Source organism: Actinokineospora auranticolor (genome assembly GCF_002934265.1).
Classification (GTDB): Bacteria; Actinomycetota; Actinomycetes; order Mycobacteriales; family Pseudonocardiaceae; genus Actinokineospora; species Actinokineospora auranticolor.
This window is the reverse complement of the sequence record NZ_PTIX01000001.1, coordinates 257,447-276,813: the sequence shown is the minus strand read 5'-3', so window position 1 is coordinate 276,813 and position 19,367 is coordinate 257,447. Positions and strand designations below refer to the sequence as shown.

Genomic DNA, 19,367 nt, shown 5'->3' with positions numbered 1-19,367 from the left:
AGCGCTCTGCGGCGAGTTCTCCATCCGGCGCGCGGCTAGCCCCGTCAGGTGCCGCTCAGGCGGGGAGACGGCCGGGCGGTGTGCTTGAGGGGGCTGGCGGCGTCGAGACCGGCGTCCTCGTCGACGCCGACACCCAGCCGCTCGACGAGTTCGGCGCCTAGCCAGCCGCCGTGGACGGCTAGGACGAGGCCGACCAGGGCCAGGATCACCGAGGTGCCGGTCGGTTGCCAGGTGCCCTCGTTCAGCCGCAGGATCCAGCTCACCGCGAAGAGCGCGAGCATGGCCGCGTTGATCAGCCCGTGGAGCAGACCGACCCGCCGCGCGCGGGTGCCGGGTGGGATGGAGAACCAGTCGACCCAGCCGAACATCGCGGCGAACGAGCCGCCGATGACCCCGGCGGCGGTGGTGTAGGCGCCGGACACGGCGAAGTCGTGGCCGCCGGTGACGTAGTGCAGCGCGTCGAGGACGACGGCCGTGACCAGCAGTCCCAGTGGGAAGACGATGAGCATCGGGTGCGCCGCGAACCGCGCCCGGTTGCGCATGGTCGACTCCTTCCGCCGGCGACGACCAGGGAATACCCGGCCCGGCACCGTCGCAACCGGACAGTCCGGCCCGCCACCCAGCAGACGCGGGCGCACCTCGCGCCCCGTGGCACTACGATCCCGCGACGGTGCGGGCGGCGGTGCCGTTCGCGTGATCAACTATGCCGAACCTGTCCGCCCGGGGAGTCGGAGCCGATGAACGAGTCGCCAGTCGTGGAGTCCGTGGGGGTGCCGCCGGTACCGGAGGTCGCGCAGGGGCGGTGGTCGCTGCGGCAGCGGTGGGTCGCGGCGTCGGTCGTGGTCGTGCTGGTGCTCATCGGGTCGATCGTCGGGGTCGCCATCGCCATCGCGGACCTGAGCACGGCCCGGGCGCGGCTGTTGGACCGGATCGGGCCCGCGGTGGTGACCACCCAGCGACTGGAGACGGCGGCGGTCGACCAGGAGACCGGGTTGCGCGGCTTCGTGCTCAGCCGCCGCGACGAGTTCCTGATCCCGTACGGCGACGGCTTCGCCCGCTACCGCGCCGCCCGCGACCTCGTCGCCGGGGCGGTCACCGACATCCCGCACCTGGGCGAGGACCTGGCCGGGGTCGACCGCGCGCTGAACCGGTGGCGCGCCGACTACGCCGACCCGGCCATCGCGGCCGTGGGCAGCGGCGCCCCGGTCCCGACCGCCGAGACCGGGCGACAGCGGTTCGACGACGTCCGCGCCGCCCTGTCGCGGCTGGTCGGCGACATCGAGGTGACCAGGGCGGAGGCCAGGGGCGCGCTCAACGACTCCGCCTCCCGCCTGGCGTTGACCTGCGTGATCGCGCTGAGCACCCTGCTGGTGGTCGTGGTAGGCGCGGTCATCTCGTTCACCACTACCGTCGTGCGCCCGCTGAGCAGGCTGACCGACCAGGTGCGCCGCGTCGCCGACGGCCAGTTCGGCCACGAGGTCACCGTGGCGGGACCGCGCGAGATCGCCTCGCTCGGCCACGACGTCGACGCGATGCGGCGGCGCATCGTCGACGAACTCGACCAGGCCAACGAGCGCAACTCCGTACTCGACGCCACGCGCCGCGAACTGGAGCGGTCGAACGCCGAACTGGAGCAGTTCGCCTACATCGCCTCGCACGACCTGCAGGAGCCGCTGCGCAAGGTGGCGAGCTTCTGCCAGCTGCTGGAGCGCCGCTACGCCGACAAGCTCGACGACAACGCCCGCCAGTACATCGGCTTCGCCGTCGACGGCGCCAAGCGCATGCAGGGCCTGATCAACGACCTCCTCGCCTTCAGCCGCGTCGGCAGGCACACCACCAAGCACCGCGACCTCGACGCCACCACCTTGGCCACCCAGGCCACCCGCAACCTCGCGGACAGCATCGAGAACGCGGGCGCGACGGTCACCATCGACCCACTCCCCACCATCCGCGGCGAGTCCCCGCTGCTGACCTCGGTGTTCCAGAACCTCATCGGCAACGCCGTCAAGTTCCGCGGCACCACCGCCCCGGAAGTCCACCTCTCCGCGACCCGCGAGGCCGACCACTGGACCTTCTCGGTGACCGACAACGGAATCGGCATCGACCCGCAATTCGCCGACCGCGTCTTCGCCATCTTCCAACGCCTGCACACCAAGGAGACCTACCCGGGCACGGGAATCGGCCTGGCCATGTGCCGCAAGATCATCGAACACCACGGCGGCACCATCCACCTCGACACCGCCCACACCCCGGGCACCCGCATGGTCTTCACCCTCCCCGCCGTCGACACTTCCTCCACAGTGGAACAGCCCACAACCGACCCGGAGACGGCACCCCCGGACACGGCTACGTGAGACAGCGGCTGCGCTGGCCCACAATCCCAACAGGACGATCCAAAGCCGACCGACGAGTCATCCCAACGAGCTGCCACCACGTTGAATGAGACACGGGCTCCTCTCACCTTGACCGCCGCCTTAGACCGTGTCCTACATGGCGACACGTCGTTGAGTTGATCATGGTTGAGGGTCGGTGGTCGTGGGTTGTTCCGGAGGGGTGGTGGGAGGTGGCCCGGCCGTTGCTGCCCGCGGCGAGGGTGCGGCCGCGGGGTGGTGGGGTGCGGAACATCGATGATGAGGCGGTGTTCGCCGCGATTGTGTACGTGTTGGTGTCGGGGTGTGCGTGGCGAGCATTGCCGCCGTGTTTCGGCGCGGCCAGGTCGACGGCGCACCGCCGGTTCACGATCTGGGCAAGGACCGAGGTGTTCGCGCGCCTGCACCGGAAATCCTGGAGAGAATGCGTGGACCGAGGCAAACCCGGCACCAAGGTGCACATCCTGTCCGACCGGACCGGAATGCCTCTCGTCACCGCTGTCCCAGGTGGCAACACCCCGGACATCGACGGCCTGAAACCGATGATCACCGCCCTGCTGTCGCGGCACCGCCCCGACCGCGGTCGACACTGGAAACCCCGCAAACTCCACGCGGACAAGGCATACGACAGTGCCGAGGTTCGGAACTGGCTGCGCCGCCACCGCATCCTGGCACGCATCGCCCGCTGCGGCATCGACTCCTCCCAACGACTGGTCGTCACCGCTGGGCCATCGAACGCACCATGTCGTGGCTGACCGGCCACCGCCGCCTCACACCCCGCTACGAACGACATCCCCGCAACCACCTGGCCTTCCTCGACCTGGCCGCGGCAATCCTCTGCTGGAAACGATCCCTCAAGAACCCATGATCAACTCAACGACACACCACGATGTTGGACACGGTCTTAGACCGCGTCCTACGTGGCGGCACGCCGTGAGTTGATCATGGTTGAGGGTCGGTGGTCGTGGATCGTTCCGGAGGGGTCGTGGGAGGTGGCGCGGCCGTTGCTGCCGCCCTCGGGAGTGCGCCCGCAAGGTGGTGGGACGCAGAACATCGATGATGAGGACGTGTTCGCGGCGATCGTGTAGGTGTTGGTGTCGGGGTGTGCGTGGCGGGCGTTGCCGCCGTGTTTCAGGGCGTCGACGTCGACGGTGCGCCGCAGGTTCGTGATCTGGGCTCGGGCGGGTGTGGGCTCGTCCGCATCGAGCGGTGCTCGACACAACGGGTGAGACCGGGTTGATCGACCTGTCCCGGGTACTGCTGGACACCGCTCATGTGGCTACGAGGCAAGCGGATCGGGGTGCGCATCGCCCGCCAAGGCGTCGAGTCCTCCCAGCGCCTGGGCCGACACCGTTGGGCCATCGAACGCACCCCGTCCCGGCTCACCGGCCACCGACGACTGCTCCCCGTGCCACGAAAGGCTTCCACGCAACCACCTCGCCTACCTCGACCTTACCGCCGCCATGCTCCGCTGGAAACGACTCCTCAAAATCGCCATATAGGACACGGTCTTAGTCCGCCACCACCTACCGCACACACGCGCCACTACGCGAGTCCCGGCATAGCGGCGCTCTCTTAAGACAGGGTCGTCCTCAGGCCACTGTCTGCCCTCCGAGTGCCGATTCGCCTGCCGGGTCGTCGCGGTAAGAGTCGGCTTGGAGGTTGTACAGGTCGGCGTAGTGGGGGTTGGACGCCATCAGTTCAGTGTGGGTGCCCACCTGCAAGACGCGGCCGTGGTGCATGACGACGATGCGGTCGGCGTGGCGGACCGATGCCAGGCGGTGGGTGATGAGGACGACCGTGCGCCCTGATTGCAGTGTGCGTAAAGACTCGTACACCGCTGCCTCCGCGCGGGCGTCGAGTGCGGCTGTCGGCTCGTCGCAGATCAGGATCGGCGCGTCGCGGTACAGGGCGCGGGCGACGCTGAGGCGCTGCCACTGCCCACCGGACAGGTCGTGGCCGTTGCGGAACCTCGTGGTCAACAACGAGTCCCACCCGTCGCTCAACGTGTCGACGACCGCGTCCGCACCCGAGTCCCGTGCGACCTGGTCGAGGTACCGGTCCCCTGGGTCGGGTCGGTCGGGCCTCCCCAGGGTGACCGCGTACCGCGCCGTGAGCGGCCACCGCGTCGGCTCCTGCATGACCGCCGCGACGTTGTCCGCCACCGAACCCCGGTCGACCGTGGACAGGTCTACCCCGTCCCAGCACACCGCCCCGGCTGTCGGTTGGTACAGCCCGGCCAGCACCTTGGCGAGTGTCGACTTGCCGGAGCCGTTCTCCCCCACCAAGGCCACCACCTCTCCCCGGCGGATGGTCAGGTCGATGTCCGCGAGCGCGGACCGCGAAGCACCCGGGTACGTGAACGACACCCCGCGCAGGGACACGACCTCCGGGTCGACAGGCGCGGACCGGCCCGTGACCTCGGGCGTGCGCCGCCGGGCCCGCGCGAAGAACGCGAGCAGGTCCGAGATGTAGAGCGACTTCTCGAACAACCGGTTGGCCGCCAGCACCACCTGCGTCAACGACGCGCGCACCGTGCGGATCGCCAACAGCGCCGCACCCGCCACGGCCAGCGGCGTCGCGCCCGTGTACAGCAGCCAGCCCAACGTCACGTACGCGAGCGTGATCCCCAGCCCCGACAACGCGCGGCCCGCCAACGCCACCCGCGTCTCCTTGGCCCCCAACTCGATCTGCGCGCGCTCCATCACGCGCGAGTGCCGGTCGTGCTGGTCCAGCAGGAACGGCTGCGCGCCGAACACCCGGACCTCCGCGGCGGACTCCTTGTACGCCAGCAGGTCCGTGATCAGCGACCGCCGCCGCCGGGTCTCGATCATGGTGGCGACGAACTCGTACTCCAACCGCGCCGTGCGCACCGTCGCCCAGGTCTCCGGCACCACCGACAGCAGCAACACCGGGAGCAGCAACGGGTGCAGCAACGCCGCCGTCGCCGCCGTGGACGCCAGCGAGACGAGCCCGCCGACCACCGCGACGGCCTGGAGCGTGGCGGTGTCGACGGCGTCCATGCCGCCGTGGCGGGACCGCGCCAGGTCGTCGTGGAAGTCGGGTTCGTCGAAGGTGACGAGGTCGATCCGCGAGATGGCCTCGGCGAGGTCCCGCTCCACCTGGTGGCGCACCTTCGGCCGCAACCGCATGGTGGCCGCGGAAACCGCCGTATCAGCCACGCCGCGCAGCGCGTACGCGGCCGCCAGCACCGCCAGGGACGGCGCGGCCGCCGAGAGCCGGTCCGGTGTCGGCCCCGCGACGAACAGGGACGTGAGCACGCCGGTGACAGCGAGCAGGCCGAGCGCGGTGACCAGCCCGGACACGACCTGCGCGCCGAAGCCGAGCAGCACCGCGCGCCGGTCCGCGCGCCAGGCGGTGCGGCCGACCATCGCCATCGCGGCGGGCAGGGAGCGCAACAACTTCCCCAGGCTCGCGCCGATCACCTCGTCGGCGTGGCCGAACCAGGACGGCGCCGACAGCTCCGCCAGCGGCTCGGCGCGTCTGGCCCCGGCTCGGGGTTTGGTCATGGTCATGGGTTCCCCCAACTCGTTTCGTCTTCGTTGGTGCCAGGGTGGCCGAGGGCACCGACAGTTCCGGGTCCGGCTGCCACCCATCAGGGCGTTCCGCGGCCAAGGTCCACTCGACCGGGTGACAAGGCAACGCGGATCCCCACGATGAAGGCATCGAGCGGACCCGCCGAACGACTATCCACTGAGGACTGAACAGGCACCGTGACCGATACGTTGTGGAAAAGTGTCGGCGCCCGGTGGGACGCTTCGAACATGAACGAGACGAAGGCACATCTCCAGCGATACCTGCAAGACGGCCGCGACGCGCTGCTGTGGAAGCTCGACGGGCTGTCCGAGTACGACGTCCGCCGCCCCATGACGGCCACCGGCACGAACCTGCTCGGTCTGGTCAAGCACGTCGCCGCGTGCGAGTCCGCGTACTTCGGCGCCACGTTCGGCAGGCCGTTCGACGGCCCCGCGTGGCTCACCGAGGAGTACGAGGACAACGCCGACATGTGGGCGACGCCGGACGAGACCCGCGCGGACATCGTGGGGCTCTACAAGGCGGTCACCGCGCACTCGGACGTCACGATCGCGACCAACGACCTCGACACCCTCGGCCGCGTGCCGCACTGGTCCCCCGACCGCGCGGAGACCAGCCTGCACCGCGTCCTCGTGCACATGATCGTCGACACGCAGCGGCACGCGGGCCACGCCGACATCCTGCGCGAGACCATCGACGGCGCGGTCGGCCTGCAGGTGGACCGGGACAACATGCCCGGCGGCGACCCGGACTGGTGGCGGGACTACCGCGACAGGCTGGAACACGCGGCTCGGGAGGCCGACGCGCGGGCCCGGCGGGCGGGCTAGCGCGCGGCGACGCGTCAGTGCACAAAGGACATCAGACGGCCGTGCGGAGGCGGTGGATATCGTGGGCGAGTTGACGGAGGTCGCTGTGGTGGGGGTGGCGCCGGGCCTGGGCGTGCAGTGGGAGCAGGCTGGCCAGCAGGCGTGGGGAGTGCAGACCCGCGATGGCGTCCAACGCCTCCCGGCCGATCGCGGCCCCCGCGGGCAGGTCGCCCTCGGCGAGGGTGCAGGTGGCCAGGCAGGACAGGTTGAACGCGCGTTGTCTGCACCGGTCGGCGGGCGCCTGGGCGAGCGCGTCGTGCAGGTGGTCGATGGCCGCGACCCGGTGCGTCGGGTCGGTGAGGCCGAGAATGGTGTGCGTGCGCGCTATGTGGGTCTGCAACGCGCCTTGGTCGAAGAACTCCAGGTACTCCGGTTGCTCGTGGTCCGTCGCGTGCGCGTACTCGTCCTCCGCGCGGCGCAGCGCCGTCATCGCCTGCCCGGGGTCGCCGAGCGAGGCGTAGGCGAGGGCCTCGTTGGCCAGCAGCAGCGCCACGGTCGCGGCGGAGCGCGACGCCTTCGCGGGGATCTGCGCGAGTTGGAACACCTTGAGGGCGTCGCCGGGGTCGCCGTTGTCGAGCGGCACGCGCCCGAGGTGGTAGAGCACTATCGCGGCGTGGCCCGTGTTGTCCGCGGCTTGCGTGTCCTGCACCGCCTGCAACAGGTAGCGGCGCGCCTCCGTCGGGCGGCCCAGGTCGTGCGCCGCCCAGCCCGCGAGGGTCTTCACCTCAGCCACGGCGGAGAGCAGTTCCGGCCGGACGTGGTCGGCGTGTGTGGCGTCGAGCAGCGATTCCGCCCAGCGGGTGTGGGCGAGAATGGCGTCGCGGCAGGAGCCACCGCCGTGCGCGGCGTCGTAGGCGCGCAGGGACCCGGTGAGCGCGCGCAATCTGGTGACGTCGGTGGTGCCGACGCGCCGGGGTGTGGGGGTATCGATGGGGGAGATCGACAGCATGTCGTGCTCGGCGGGCGTGAGACCGGCACCCACCACCACTTTGCTGACCAGACCGAGGAAGGCGCGACGCTCCATCGGGTCATCTTCCTTTCCGCCGAGCGGGGTCTGCCGCCCCACGGGGCGGAAGGCTGTGTCGTCGGTGTGCGCCAGGCCCAGGTGCCCGCGCGGGATGCCGAACCCCTCGGCGACCCTGGCCAGCACGTCGTAGGACTGGACCTGGCGGCCCTTCACGATCTCGGAGACCTCGGACTGGTTCTGCCCCGTGAGCGCCGCGATGCGACGCTGGGACACCCCGCTGGTCCCCAACAGCCGGAAGACCTCGCCGATGTCCCGTCGGGCGAGCGCGTCCCGCATCGCGGGCCGCTCCCAGGTCGCCGGGTCTATCGGGTGCGGGATGGGCAGGACGTTCATGTGTCCTCCAGACCGGTCTTCCGCCACGGTAGTAGGCAGATCGGCCCGACGCACTGGACCGATCGGTCAAACCGATCGGCCCCGCCGATCACCGCAGCGATCGGTCAAGGCGATGGGTCTGCCGCTTCCCGGACACCGCCCGGCTACCGCAAAGTCGAGGGACCGCAACCGGAAACTCCCCACACCGACCGGGAACCCCCGACACGGAGACGAGATGACCATGAGGCGAGAGACGCGGGCGGTGATCGTGGCGGTGGAGAGCCCCGTGGGCACGGTGTCCACCGCCGTCGACGAGCTGTCCGCGCACCTCCCCACCCGTGACCGCCCGATGATCTGCCCGTTGTGCTCGACCGAGAAGTGGCCGTGCGCCCGCTTCCGCGCCGCCGCCGACCTCGCCGTCAGCGGTGACGTGCGCTTGGAGGACCTGATCCCACCGGACCTGCGGCCGCGGCTGTGGCCGTCGGTCAGGTCGGGCTCATGAGGGCCGGGCGCGCCCGAGGGCGGCGCGACGCGATCTGGCGGGCGGCGGTGGCGCACCTCGACCGGCTCGACACCGTGGTGGCCCGCGGCGACCTGAGCTCGCGGATGTCGCTGGCCGACGTGGAAGTGAGCAGGTTGTCGGCGTCGTGGCGGGCGTTGCTGGCACTGCACCGCCCGGACCACCGGGGCCGGTGCCCGCTGTGCGGCCGCGGGCTGCGCGGGGGCGCTTGCACGGTGTGGGTCGTGGCGCAGCAGTACTTCCTGCTCACCTCGGAACTCGAACGACCGACCGCGAAAGGAGGACAAGAGCCGACACCCGGGCAGGGCGAGCCGATCGGCAAGGGTGCCTGCGGCACACCGGAGCACACCCGTGCGCGCCGCCGCCACACACCATCACCCGCGCCCAAGCGGTGGTCCAGACCGCCGTCCCCCACCTCGAACGACCGCTGAGCAGCCTCGGGTTCGGCCCGGCGCACAAGACCCGTGACCGTCCCGACCACGCGGTTCGCGATCGACCCGGCTCGTGAGCAGACCAACCGGTTTCCGCGTGGTCGGCTCGATCGCCGTGGTCCGGCTGTGGCCGGACCACTGGTTGGACCAGTTGGCCGGGGTCCGCTGCACACGGACCTCGAGAACCGGTCTCAACCACCACGTCGGGCCGAGCGCGTGCCGTGGTCCAGACCGCCGCGATCACCATGGATTCGGTCGATGCCCCGCCTCCCGGCGGTCATCGGGTGATCGCACGGACCCGTGCGCGGACCGGTTGTGCGGCAACTTGTCGGCAGCCGCCGCGCGGGCATGCCCGGCGGTCGACGACCTGCCACCAACGGCCGCCACGACCACGCCGCCGAGCTCTCTGCCAACGACGTCGGAGAGCCCGGCGGCGGGTACGGCGTGGACCCCCGGCCACGCCTGTCGTGGTCGGGAACGGTTCGACCACCGCGCCCCTTGAGTTACCCCCATCCGGTGGTCGGGCCGTAGCGGAGCCCCCGGTCGACGCGACACCGCCCCGCTGTGTCGACCGGGGTGCACCGCCCCCGCCAAGGTGGCCGGACCTGTCCCGGCGAACCGAGCCCCAGTGGTTCATCGCCGGGCCGGGTCGACCGCCCCCAAAGGCAAGCACCCTCCAGCAGATCCACCCCACCAACCACAGAACCACCCCACCACGTTCACACGGTAGGCGGTTTGACGGTAGCCACAATGGACCAGACCAACTACCCAGCACGACATTCCGGTCCACCGGTTCCGGCCAACCGGCCACGTTCGGAGCAGGCCACCACCCACTCGCAGAGCGAACCGAGCCGGAACCTACGCGCAGCAGCCAAGACCGACCGCCACCCCGAGATCGGATAGACCTGCCACCCGAGCGGCAGACAGAACGACAGAGCCGCGGCGAACCGATAGCCCAGAACGAAACACGACCACGCGATCAGCTGACTGGCCACTCAACCAGCGAGCTGGACGACCGGGCCTGCGGCGGGTCGCCAGGCCCGACACACGAACAGCACGGGCAGACCATGGCCTCAACGATCGGCCAAGCCAGCCACCCCGGTGGCAACAGAACGATCCGCCGGCAGTGAACCGGCGGGCCCGGCACACGAAGGGTAGGACCGACCGCCACCGCGCGACTGGTTGGACCAAGCACTCGCGCGGCGGACTTGGGAGATACCGGCGGGCGAGCCACAGAACAAGAAGAGAGACCGAGCTGGGCCCGTGATGGACAGGGCTAATCGCCCGAGTGGTGGCGGCGAACCGGTGGACCCGGCACAAGACCGAGGGCCATCGCGAGAGTGGCTGGGCCAGGCGCTCGGATGGCGGGCTTGGCGGAGATACCGGCAGGGCGGAGATACCGGCAGGCGAGCCGGTGCAGGAAGGGGTGGATCGCGCAGGGCTCCGCGTTGGGCGGGGGCGGCCGCACGGAGTGGCGAACCGAGGGCCGGCGGCGAGCCGGTCGACCCGGCACCAAGGGATTGATCGAGCACGGCTCCGCGATCGGCTGGACAGGCCGCTTCCGCGGCGGGTCGGGCGGAGGTCCGGCGGGCGACGTGCTTGAACGGGCCGAGCCCGATCTGCCGGCAAGCGGACCGGGTGCCAGTAGCGGCTGGTTGGCCCGGTAAGGCAGGTGACCGTACGTCACCGTTCGTGGGGAGGTGTGGGGGTGGGTTGGGTTGGTGGACCGTCGGGCCGGTGCGCCTCGCCCCCGACGCGAGGGGCACCGGCCCGACGGTGGGTCTCAGGCGGCGAACAGGCGGGCGCCGGTCGGCGTGAGGCGGACCGGGTCCGGGCGGGTGGCACCGGCCTTGGCCTCGACGCGCACGAGGCCGCGGCGGACGAGGAGGGTGAGGGCGTCGGCCTCCCACTGGGGCAATCGGCCCGCGGGGCTTCCCTCGGCGGACGCCCACAGGTAGCCGGTCGGCCCGCCGCACACGCCGGCGTGGAACAGGACGGCGCGGTCGGCCACGTCACGCAGGGCGGACATCTCGTTCTCGGTCATCGTGGCCTCCAAGGGTGCGCCGGGGGGTTGTGCTCGTACTCACAAGAGTCGGGCCACAACGGCCGATTGCACCCGCGCGCACCTGGAGAGCCCCTCGGCCGCTCCCGACCGGCAACCGCCGGCCGGGGGTGCGTGGGCCTGCCCTACGATGTGCCGCGCTATCCATCATGGGGGTGATGTTCGATGTTGTACTTCGGGGGCCTTTTCGGCCTGTTCACCATGGGGCTGTGGATCTTCTGCCTGGTGGACGTGATCACCACACCGGAGGGGCTGACCAGGAACCTGCCCAAGATAGGCTGGTTGTTGATCGTGCTGATCCTGCCGCTGGTCGGGTCGGTGCTCTGGCTCGTCGCGGGCAGACCGCAAACCGAACGCCCGACGGTGTACCGCTCGCGCGGCGCGTACGAACGGCAGGCATCGTCCTTCCCGGAGTACGACCGGCCCGGCCGCTTCGCCGCCACCGACGCCGCGTCCGACGAGGAGTTCCTGCGCCGCTGCCGTGAGCGTGCCGAGGAGCAGCGCCGCAAGGCCCGCGGCGACACCGCGCCCGAGGCCTAGACGGTCGTTGCCGGGCCGCGCACGAGAGGTGCGCGGCCCGGCAACGGTCGAAGGCCCGGGCACGGGTGAACCGCCACCAGCGAACCAACCAAGGACCCGGGGCACGACCGAGCGGGCCTCGGCACGGGAACCGGCGTTGGTCGATCGGTGGGACAGCGGCACCCGACGGGGTCGGGTGCCACGGGGGTCAGCGGCTGAAGACCTGGATCTCGTTGATCCGAGCGAAGGCGGGCTGGTGGGAGGGGCCCACCTTGGCGAGGACGCGGACGCCGCGGGTTTCGCGGGCCGTGAACCGGACCGTGAGCAGGGTCGCCCGGTTGTAGTTGTACGTGGCGACGGTGTCCCACCAGGTCTCGCTCGGGTTCAGGACCTGCACGTCGAAGTCTCGCAGCTCGTAGCTGACCGTGGTCCAGAGCACGACACGGCTCACCGACCGGCGGGACAACCAGCGGACGGAGACCCAGGCGGGGAAGTCGGTGACGGGTTGGGCGGCGTCGTTGGTCCAGCTGGTGAGGCAGCTGAGGGCGGTGTCGGTGTTGCCGTCGTTGACGCGGGCGGGCTGGTAGCCGGGGAAGCTCGAGGAGGCGGCCGCGTAGCCGCCGCGGGCGATGTTCTCACCCGGCGGGTGGGGGACGCTGGTTACCGTCGGTGACTGCGGGGTGGTCGTCGACAGGGTGGGGGTCGACGGCGGCAAGGTCGGGGTTGACGGGGGCAGCGTGGGCGCGGTGGGGGTCGTCGGCGGCAGCGTGGGAGCTGTCGGGCGGGGGCCGGTCGGGCCGGATTGCGGCGGCGGGGTCGGGGTGGTCGTAGTGGTGCACGGCGGGTTGGGTGCCCACGTGGTGTTGGGGATCCAGGTCGATGTGGGGTTCGACGTGGTGGGGACCGTCGGGTCGGGGTTGCCGGGGCTCGGGGTGCTCGCGGCGAGGTCGGCCGCGCCCGTGGCGCGGGGGTCGGCGGTGGCGGACGGCACCAGCAGGGCCAGCAGGGTCACCCCGACCAGTCCGAGCGCGGCCGGGAGATACGTCTTGGCGGGGAGTCGCACCGGGTGTTCCTCTCGTCGCGGAAAACGGGAATTCACAGTGGAGCGGTGTCACATTCGGCGATAGGGGCAAAATAGCGCACGACCCTTTAGGCGGGCGGGATTCCGCCTAATCGACCCGATCGCGGAGTATCTCCGTCACCGCAACAATTGCGGAATCCCCAAGGAAAGGACCGGTGAGCGGATCACGGGAGCCGATCAAGAGTCCACAGTGGGTGATCAAATCCGCCCACCAGGGAGGAAAGACACCGCATCACGGACGGCCGCCCACCCCACCCGGTTGAGGCAGCGACCGGGAACAGGGTGTGCGCCACCGCTGCGATATTCGGGGGAATCAGCGGACACGGTGGTGTTAGGGCATTTCGACCGTGGCCCACCGAGACTCCCGCGCCCCTATCTTCGTGCCGTCCGGATTCACCGGACATCCGGCGATAAGCACGGAGAGCGAGAAATGAGACGACTCAGATCCATCTCGGTGGCGGGCGCGCTGGCCCTCGTGGCGGGCGCGGTGGCGCTGACGGGCGCGCCCGCGGCGGCGGAAGAGGTCGGCACGACGGCCGTGCAGAACGACTTCGTGGTGTGGCGGCCGTCCAACGGCACCTGGTACCGCCGCACCCAGTCGGGGGTGACCGCGTCGAGCCAGTGGGGGCTGGCGGGTGACGTCCCGGTCAGCGGCGACTACACCGGCGACGGCCGCAGCGACTACACGGTCTGGCGGCCCAGCAACGGCGTCTGGTACGTGAAGAACCGGATCACCGGCGTCACCTCGGCCACCCAGTGGGGCCTGGGCGGCGACGTGCCCGCCGCGGGCGACTACACCAACGACGGGCGCGGCGACTACACGGTCTGGCGACCCTCCAACGGGGTCTGGTACGTGAAGAACAGCGTCACCGGCGCCACGTCGTCGACCCAGTGGGGCACCGGCGGCGACGTGCCCGCCGCGGAGGACGTCAACGGCGACGGCGCCACCGACTACGTGGTCTGGCGCCCGAGCAACGGCACCTGGTACGTCAAGGACGCCGTCACCGGCGCCACCACCGCCACCCAGTGGGGCCTGGTCGGCGACATCCCCGTCCCCGGCGACCACACCGGCGACGGCCGCGCCGACTTCACCGTCTGGCGACCCTCCAACGGCGTCTGGTACGTCTACGACAGCGCCACCGGCAACACCACCGCCACGCAGTGGGGCCTCGCGGGCGACGTCCCGGTCTCCGGTGACTTCACCGACGACGCCCGCGACGACTACACGGTCTGGCGGCCGTCCAACGGCGTCTGGTACGTCAAGGACAGCGCCTCCGGCACCACCTCGTCGACCCAGTGGGGTCTACAGGGCGACGTCCCCGTCGCCTTCCGCTAGCTCCACAAGGGACAACGCGCCCCCCGGGCGCGTTGTCCCGCTCACGCCGACGCCGGGACCGCGGCGCGGTCCAGCCCGCGCCAGACCGGGAGGACGAACGGGATCGCGGTGATGACCAGGTACAGCACGCCGATGGCGGCGGCGGTCGAGTAGGCGCCGACGGTCTCCACGGCGAGTCCGCCGAGCAGGGCGCCCGCGGGGATCCCGCCGAGGGCACCGGCGTTGAGGACGCCGATGGCCATGGGGCGCATCTCGTCGGGGACGCGTTCGTACTGGGTGACCGACAGGATCGGGTTGAGCGCGCCGACCGCCACTCCGCACAGGGTCAGCACGACCAGGTGGGTGGCCAGGCTGGTCTGCACGGCGAGGACGGCGAACCGGGGCGCGCCGCTGATCAGGAAGGCCAGCAGGAACGTCTGCCTGCGGGGCAGCCGGGCGCCGATCCAGGCGAACGCGACGGTGCCCGCCAGCCCGCCCGCGGCGAAGAAGCCGAGCATGAGGCCGAGCGCGACGCTGCTGTCGAAGACCTGCTGGGCGTAGACGGGCAGCAGCACCGACATCCAGGCGGCGTCGAGCAGGTTGAGCAGGACCAGCAGCCACAGGATGGCCCGCATGAGGCGGTCGTCGCGCAGGTAGTCGAGTCCGCCGCGCAACCGGTGCAGGTACCCGGTGGCGGCGCGGCCACCCGGCGAGGAGGGCACGAGGGCGGCGACCAGGACGGCGGAGAGCACGAAGGTCGTCGCGTCGATGATCAGGACCGCACCCGGGCCGAAGCCCGCGATGAGCACGCCCGCCAGTGGCGCGCCGAGCATCCGGGCGCCCCTGGAGGCGCCGTCGTAGGCGCCCGCCCCGCGTTCGGCGGGGATGCCCGCGCGGGCGACGAGCGCGGGCATCATCGACGCGCGGGCCATGGTGCCGGGTGAGGTGAGCAGACCGACGAGTGCGGTCAGCAGGAGCAGCACGCCGAACGGCAGGCCGACGGTGGCCCACAGCAACGGGATGGCGCCGACCGCGGCCGCGCCGCAGAGGTCGGAGAGCGCCGAGCTCACCCGGCGCCCGAGCCGGTCGACCAAGGGGGCGCCCAGGAGCGCGGCCGCGGCCGTGCCCGCCATCTCGACCCCGGCGACCAACCCGGTTTTCGCGGCGCTGCCGGTGGTCTGCAAAACGAACCACGGGACCGCCAGCACCGACATGGCGGACCCGCACAACGACAGCGCATTGGCGCTGAGCAAGGCAATCAGCGGACCCCGACTCACCACTCCCCCTTGCCGCAACGAAAAGCGTCCGGGGTCCAACAGACCAAACCCGGCAGGCACGATCAAGGACAACTGCCGGACCACCCCCGGTTCCCGGCCGTCAACCCGAGCAAATCACCCACCCACACCCCACCAAGCCCACAAGTCCCACCAGCCACGGCCGTTCGGACGAGCCCCCACCCCGTCCTTGAGCCGCAAAAGCAGCGACAAGGCCCACCGACCACGGACACCGCGTCCGCAGAGGCCCGCTCCCGGCAGGGACTAGGAGCAGCCGGTGCCGTCGCCGAGGCGGTGCACGACCACCTTCGCGAGGGGCGTCACGCGTTCCGCCCGGAGACGCTCCACGCTGAGCGCCTCGGGCTCGCCGTGGGACACGAAGTCCGAAATCCGGCGGTCGCCGGGGATGGAATACACGTACAACAGGACGTAGGCAGCCTCGTCCGCCGATGTCCCCAGCACGAGAGGGGCACCGGTCTTCCATTGGCCGCCCTCCGCAATCGCTTCCCGGGAAATGTAGTGGAAGATGCCGTCTGGACGCATCATCCCCACTCCGAACGCGATCTTCTCGCCCGCCTTCGGAATGGCATTCGCCAGCACACCGACACACCTGCCGACCGCCTGACCGTCCGCAGGAGCGACGATTCCGGTCGCCGTTGCCCGGCTCGACGCGCCGGACGAGGTGGCGGGCTGAGCCGTCACCAGCAGGGTGGTGCTGAGGGTGGTCGCGACCAGCCCCAGGTCCAGCACCACCCGCCAGACGTTTCGCCACGAACTCGTGTAGTGCGCCGGGTCGCGCCGGTAGAGATGTAGAAGCGCGAAGAGCGACGCGAACACCACCACCAGCGAAATGAGCAACGCGACAACCGAATTGGCCAGCGAGTTCGCCAGCAGGGACACGGTACTGGCGATACCTCCGACAAGACCGAGCGGGGAGAAGTTGACGGGTGGGCGATCTGGCTCCGATTTCGGTGAACCCCCGGCAGAGCCACTGGATGCCACTTCGTCGGTCATGACGCCTCCGCTGGTGCGTTGCCCTGACACCGGGGAGACGCGCCGGGTGACCACGCGCGACGCCCATGACCGCTCGCCGACGAATTCCGGCCGGCGCACCGTGGCCCGTCCGGGGCGGCGTGGCTGGTGGGGGCTGTCGGAGGGGTGTGGGAGGCTCACTGTTGTGAGTGGACCACTTGTGCTCCTGGACTCGGCCAGTCTCTACTTCCGGTCGTTCTTCGCGCTGCCCGAGTCGATGACCTCGCCCGACGGTGTGCCCGTCAACGCGGTTCGGGGGTTCGCGGGGATGATCGCGCAGATCCTCGCCGACCGGCGGCCCGGGCGGTTGGTGGCCTGTCTGGACGCGGACTGGCGGCCCGCGTTCCGGGTTGAGGCGATCCCCAGCTACAAGGCGCAGCGGGTGGCCGAGGAGGCGCCCGCGGGTGATGTCGAGGTCGTGCCGGACACGTTGACCCCGCAGGTGCCGATCATCCTCGACCTGCTCGACGCCCTCGGCATCGCGACGGCCCAGGCGCGGGGTTACGAGGCCGACGACGTCATCGGCACCCTCGCCCACCGCGAGGCCGGGGCGGCCGTCGAGATCGTCACCGGCGACCGCGACCTGTTCCAGTGCGTCCGCGACGAGCCGACGGCCGTGCGGGTGGTCTACGTCGGGCGCGGGTGGGCCAAGGCCGAGGTGGTCGGGCCCCAGGAACTGGCCGACCGCTACGGGCTGCCCGCCGAGGGGCTCGCCTACGCCGACATGGCCGTCCTGCGCGGCGACCCGTCCGACGGCCTGCCCGGCATCACCGGCATCGGCGAGAAGACCGCCGCCAAGCTCATCACCAAGTTCGGTTCCCTCGCCGCCCTCGTCGAGGCCGCCCAGGCAGGCTCCAAGGACGTCCCGCCCAAGGTGCGGCTGGCCTTCGAGGCCGACGCCGACTACCTGTCCAAGGCGCCGCTGGTGGTGCGGGTGGCCACGGACATCGAGATCGAGGCGACCGGGACACCCGAGGTGCCGCACGCCGTCGACCTCGACCGCGTGCGGCACCTGCAGGAGCGCTGGGCCCTCGGCTCGGCCGTGGACCGGCTGCTCAAGGCCCTGGGTTAGCTGACGTTCAACGCCGTGTCGTCGAGGTCGAACGCGGTGGGGCCGCCGTCGTTCTCACCGCTGTAGAACGAGAACCGCACCGTCTGCCCGGCCATCGAGCCGACGTCGTAGGTGCGCTGCACCCACCCCGGTTTGCCGTCCAGGTTCGAGATCACGGCGAGCCGCTTGGTGCCCGCGGTGACCGTGAGGGTGTCGACCGGGCCCGACGACGCGGGTTCCGCGGTCGTGGTGCGCACCCAGAACGAGAACGTGGTGTACGGGCAGTCCGCCGGGATCGCGACCTCCTGCGACAGCGAGTCGTCCCACGAGAAACCCGCCCCGGCGAAGTACGCCGCCCAGGTGCCCGTGCGGGGCTTGTCGTCGCCGGAGCTCGTGGTGATCAGCAGGGTCCGGCTCTTGTCCCAGCCGTTGCCGACCTCGCGGCCGTCCTCGAACCCGGGGTTGCGGAACTTCTGCCCCTTCGACGAGCACTGCCACCCCGGCGGCGTGGTGAACATCCGGAACGTCACCGCACCCGTGCGGTTGTTCTTGTCCTTGGCTGTCACGCTCACCGACCGGTTGACCACGGTCGTGGTCGGGGTCCCCGAGATCAGCCCGGTAGTCGCGTTCAGCGTCAGACCGGGCGGCAGCGCGGTCGTCGTCCACGTGTACGGCGCCGTGCCGCCGACCACCGACAGCTGCGTGCTCATCGGCGTCCCCACGCGACCCGCCCGCACCCCGGGGTCGTTGACGAACGGGTACCCCGGCCGGTACCCGGTGTTGACGACCAGCAGCCGGTTCGGCGACCCCTGCGGGTCGGTCACCACGTCCTTGGTCGCGTCGATCAGCATCCCGGCGGAGAGCTGCGCGGGCGTCAGCCCGGGGTCGCGGGCCAGCAGCAGCGCCGCCGCGCCCGTCACGTGCGGGGTCGCCATCGACGTGCCGCTGAGCAGGTCGAAGTCCTGGTTGTAGCCCGAACTGGCCGACCAGATGTACTCCCCCGGCGCGAACAGGTCCACACAGGACCCGTAGTTGGAGAACGACGAGCGCTGGTCGCCGTCGTTCACCGCGCCCACAGTCAACGCCTCCGGCACCAGCGCGGGTGAATGCCGGCAGGCGTCCTCGTCCTGGTTGCCCGCCGCGACCGCCACCAGCACGCCGTCGGCGATGACCCGCTTGACCGCGTTCTCCATCACCAGGTCCGGCGCGTCCCCGCCGAGGCTCATGTTCGCCACCGCCGGGCCGGAGACGTGGTTGGCCGCCACCCAGTCCAGCCCGGCCGCCACGCTCTCGCTGGTGCCCGAGCCGTCGCAGTCGAGGACCTTGACCGCGACCAGCTTCACACCCTTGGCCACGCCGTACTCGGTGCCGCCGATGGTGCCCGAGACGTGCGTGCCGTGGCCGTCGCAGTCCTCGTCCTTGCCGTCGCCGATGGTGTTGGTGCCCCAGACCGCCCGCCCGCCGAAGTCGTCGTGGGTGATCCGGATGCCGGTGTCGACGACGTAGGCGGTGACGCCGGTGGCCTTGGTGGAGTAGTGGTACGTGTGGTCCAGCGGGCCGAAACGCTGGTCGATCCGGTCCAGCCCCCACGACGACGGCCGGTCCTGCTCGTCGGCCTTGCGCACCACCCGGTTCTGCTGCACGTACGCCACCGCCGGGTCCGCGGCCAGCCGCCGCGCCGACCGCTCGTCCAGCTTCGCGGCGAACCCGCGCAGCGCGTGGTCGTACCGGTGGGTGACGGTCCCGGAGTACTTGCGCGCCAAGCGGTCCGAGTCCGCCGCCACCCCGTCCTTGAACACCGCGATGTAACTACCCGCGACGGCGCCGGGCGTACCCGCGCCCACCACCTCCGCCATGGCCGGTGGCGCGACCCCCACCGTCGCACCGGCCACCAGCGCCGTCACGGTTAACCAAGCCCCGGGTCTGAACTTCGCCCGCATAGAGGGACCTCCC

15 protein-coding genes and 2 pseudogenes are annotated in these 19,367 nt (G+C 71.0%); 9 read left to right on the top strand and 8 right to left on the bottom strand.

The genetic code is table 11. The features are described from left to right. Nucleotides 1-44: 44 nt before the first annotated feature. A complete protein-coding gene (locus CLV40_RS01225; RefSeq protein ID WP_104476033.1) occupies nucleotides 45-542 on the bottom strand; it encodes a DUF2231 domain-containing protein in 498 nt (165 codons plus the stop codon). Between the two features lie 195 nt (nucleotides 543-737). Here CLV40_RS01225 and CLV40_RS01220 point away from each other — a divergent pair, with 195 nt between their 5' ends. From CLV40_RS01220 to CLV40_RS39225, 3 genes and pseudogenes are all read left to right on the top strand, one after another. Then, complete coding sequence (locus CLV40_RS01220; protein WP_104476031.1) at nucleotides 738-2,354, top strand: sensor histidine kinase; 1,617 nt, start codon at nucleotides 738-740, stop codon at nucleotides 2,352-2,354. A gap of 161 nt (nucleotides 2,355-2,515) precedes the next feature. Beyond that, nucleotides 2,516-3,237: pseudogene (locus tag CLV40_RS01215) on the top strand (IS5 family transposase). A gap of 76 nt (nucleotides 3,238-3,313) precedes the next feature. Beyond that, nucleotides 3,314-3,871: pseudogene (locus tag CLV40_RS39225) on the top strand (transposase). 90 nt (nucleotides 3,872-3,961) lie between these two features. Here CLV40_RS39225 and CLV40_RS01205 read toward each other — a convergent pair. After that, nucleotides 3,962-5,899, bottom strand: a complete 1,938-nt coding sequence (locus tag CLV40_RS01205; RefSeq protein WP_146107877.1) for an ABC transporter ATP-binding protein — start codon at nucleotides 5,897-5,899, stop codon at nucleotides 3,962-3,964. Between the two features lie 255 nt (nucleotides 5,900-6,154). On the opposite strand from CLV40_RS01205, the gene CLV40_RS01200 reads away from it, so the two are divergent. Continuing rightward, nucleotides 6,155-6,751, top strand: coding sequence for a DinB family protein (locus CLV40_RS01200; protein WP_104476027.1), 597 nt, complete (start codon nucleotides 6,155-6,157; stop codon nucleotides 6,749-6,751). 31 nt (nucleotides 6,752-6,782) lie between these two features. Here the strand turns inward: CLV40_RS01200 and CLV40_RS01195 are convergent, their stop codons facing one another. Next, the gene (locus CLV40_RS01195) at nucleotides 6,783-8,150 is read right to left on the bottom strand and encodes a helix-turn-helix domain-containing protein (RefSeq protein ID WP_104476025.1); all 1,368 of its coding nucleotides are present in this window, start codon (nucleotides 8,148-8,150) and stop codon (nucleotides 6,783-6,785) included. A gap of 214 nt (nucleotides 8,151-8,364) precedes the next feature. Between CLV40_RS01195 and CLV40_RS01190 the strand changes: the two genes are divergently transcribed. Then, the gene (locus CLV40_RS01190; protein ID WP_146107876.1) at nucleotides 8,365-8,631 is read left to right on the top strand and encodes a hypothetical protein; all 267 of its coding nucleotides are present in this window, start codon (nucleotides 8,365-8,367) and stop codon (nucleotides 8,629-8,631) included. Then, nucleotides 8,628-9,080, top strand: a complete 453-nt coding sequence (locus CLV40_RS36965; protein ID WP_146107875.1) for a hypothetical protein — start codon at nucleotides 8,628-8,630, stop codon at nucleotides 9,078-9,080. The genes CLV40_RS01190 and CLV40_RS36965 overlap by 4 nt, the downstream gene beginning before the upstream one ends. Before the next feature lie 1,783 nt (nucleotides 9,081-10,863). Here CLV40_RS36965 and CLV40_RS01185 read toward each other — a convergent pair. Beyond that, nucleotides 10,864-11,124 (bottom strand): hypothetical protein, encoded by a 261-nt coding sequence (locus CLV40_RS01185; protein WP_181043255.1) that lies wholly within the window; start codon nucleotides 11,122-11,124, stop codon nucleotides 10,864-10,866. Between the two features lie 183 nt (nucleotides 11,125-11,307). Here CLV40_RS01185 and CLV40_RS01180 point away from each other — a divergent pair, with 183 nt between their 5' ends. Continuing rightward, on the top strand, nucleotides 11,308-11,682 hold the full coding sequence (locus CLV40_RS01180; RefSeq protein ID WP_104476021.1) for a PLDc N-terminal domain-containing protein: 375 nt from the start codon (nucleotides 11,308-11,310) through the stop codon (nucleotides 11,680-11,682). 187 nt (nucleotides 11,683-11,869) lie between these two features. Here CLV40_RS01180 and CLV40_RS37670 read toward each other — a convergent pair whose 3' ends face one another. After that, nucleotides 11,870-12,724: a galactose-binding domain-containing protein gene (locus CLV40_RS37670; protein ID WP_104476019.1), complete on the bottom strand. Its 855-nt coding sequence runs from the start codon at nucleotides 12,722-12,724 to the stop codon at nucleotides 11,870-11,872. Nucleotides 12,725-13,172: 448 nt separating this feature from the next. Between CLV40_RS37670 and CLV40_RS01170 the strand changes: the two genes are divergently transcribed. Next, nucleotides 13,173-14,078: a PspC-like choline-binding domain-containing protein gene (locus CLV40_RS01170; RefSeq protein ID WP_146107874.1), complete on the top strand. Its 906-nt coding sequence runs from the start codon at nucleotides 13,173-13,175 to the stop codon at nucleotides 14,076-14,078. A 41-nt stretch (nucleotides 14,079-14,119) separates the two neighbouring features. Here the strand turns inward: CLV40_RS01170 and CLV40_RS01165 are convergent, their stop codons facing one another. Further along, complete coding sequence (locus CLV40_RS01165; RefSeq protein ID WP_146107873.1) at nucleotides 14,120-15,310, bottom strand: MFS transporter; 1,191 nt, start codon at nucleotides 15,308-15,310, stop codon at nucleotides 14,120-14,122. A 285-nt stretch (nucleotides 15,311-15,595) separates the two neighbouring features. Then, nucleotides 15,596-16,231 carry a hypothetical protein gene (locus CLV40_RS01160; protein ID WP_104476013.1) on the bottom strand — a complete coding sequence of 212 codons (636 nt, stop codon included), beginning with the start codon at nucleotides 16,229-16,231 and terminating at the stop codon, nucleotides 15,596-15,598. Nucleotides 16,232-16,508: 277 nt separating this feature from the next. On the opposite strand from CLV40_RS01160, the gene CLV40_RS01155 reads away from it, so the two are divergent. Further along, nucleotides 16,509-17,435, top strand: a complete 927-nt coding sequence (locus CLV40_RS01155; RefSeq protein ID WP_104476011.1) for a 5'-3' exonuclease — start codon at nucleotides 16,509-16,511, stop codon at nucleotides 17,433-17,435. On the opposite strand, the gene CLV40_RS01150 is transcribed toward CLV40_RS01155, so the two are convergent. Then, nucleotides 17,432-19,318 (bottom strand): S8 family serine peptidase, encoded by a 1,887-nt coding sequence (locus CLV40_RS01150; RefSeq protein ID WP_245930923.1) that lies wholly within the window; start codon nucleotides 19,316-19,318, stop codon nucleotides 17,432-17,434. The genes CLV40_RS01155 and CLV40_RS01150 overlap by 4 nt on opposite strands. Nucleotides 19,319-19,367 lie beyond the last annotated feature (49 nt).

Coding starts and splice junctions, on each gene's coding strand:
- CLV40_RS01180 (WP_104476021.1), top strand. CDS start 11,308: ATGTTGTACTTCGGGGGCCTTTTCGGCCTGTTCACCATGGGGCTGTGG.
- CLV40_RS01190 (WP_146107876.1), top strand. CDS start 8,365: ATGACCATGAGGCGAGAGACGCGGGCGGTGATCGTGGCGGTGGAGAGC.
- CLV40_RS01170 (WP_146107874.1), top strand. CDS start 13,173: ATGAGACGACTCAGATCCATCTCGGTGGCGGGCGCGCTGGCCCTCGTG.
- CLV40_RS01195 (WP_104476025.1), bottom strand. CDS start 8,150: ATGAACGTCCTGCCCATCCCGCACCCGATAGACCCGGCGACCTGGGAG.
- CLV40_RS36965 (WP_146107875.1), top strand. CDS start 8,628: ATGAGGGCCGGGCGCGCCCGAGGGCGGCGCGACGCGATCTGGCGGGCG.
- CLV40_RS01220 (WP_104476031.1), top strand. CDS start 738: ATGAACGAGTCGCCAGTCGTGGAGTCCGTGGGGGTGCCGCCGGTACCG.
- CLV40_RS01200 (WP_104476027.1), top strand. CDS start 6,155: ATGAACGAGACGAAGGCACATCTCCAGCGATACCTGCAAGACGGCCGC.
- CLV40_RS01205 (WP_146107877.1), bottom strand. CDS start 5,899: ATGACCAAACCCCGAGCCGGGGCCAGACGCGCCGAGCCGCTGGCGGAG.
- CLV40_RS01225 (WP_104476033.1), bottom strand. CDS start 542: ATGCGCAACCGGGCGCGGTTCGCGGCGCACCCGATGCTCATCGTCTTC.
- CLV40_RS01185 (WP_181043255.1), bottom strand. CDS start 11,124: ATGACCGAGAACGAGATGTCCGCCCTGCGTGACGTGGCCGACCGCGCC.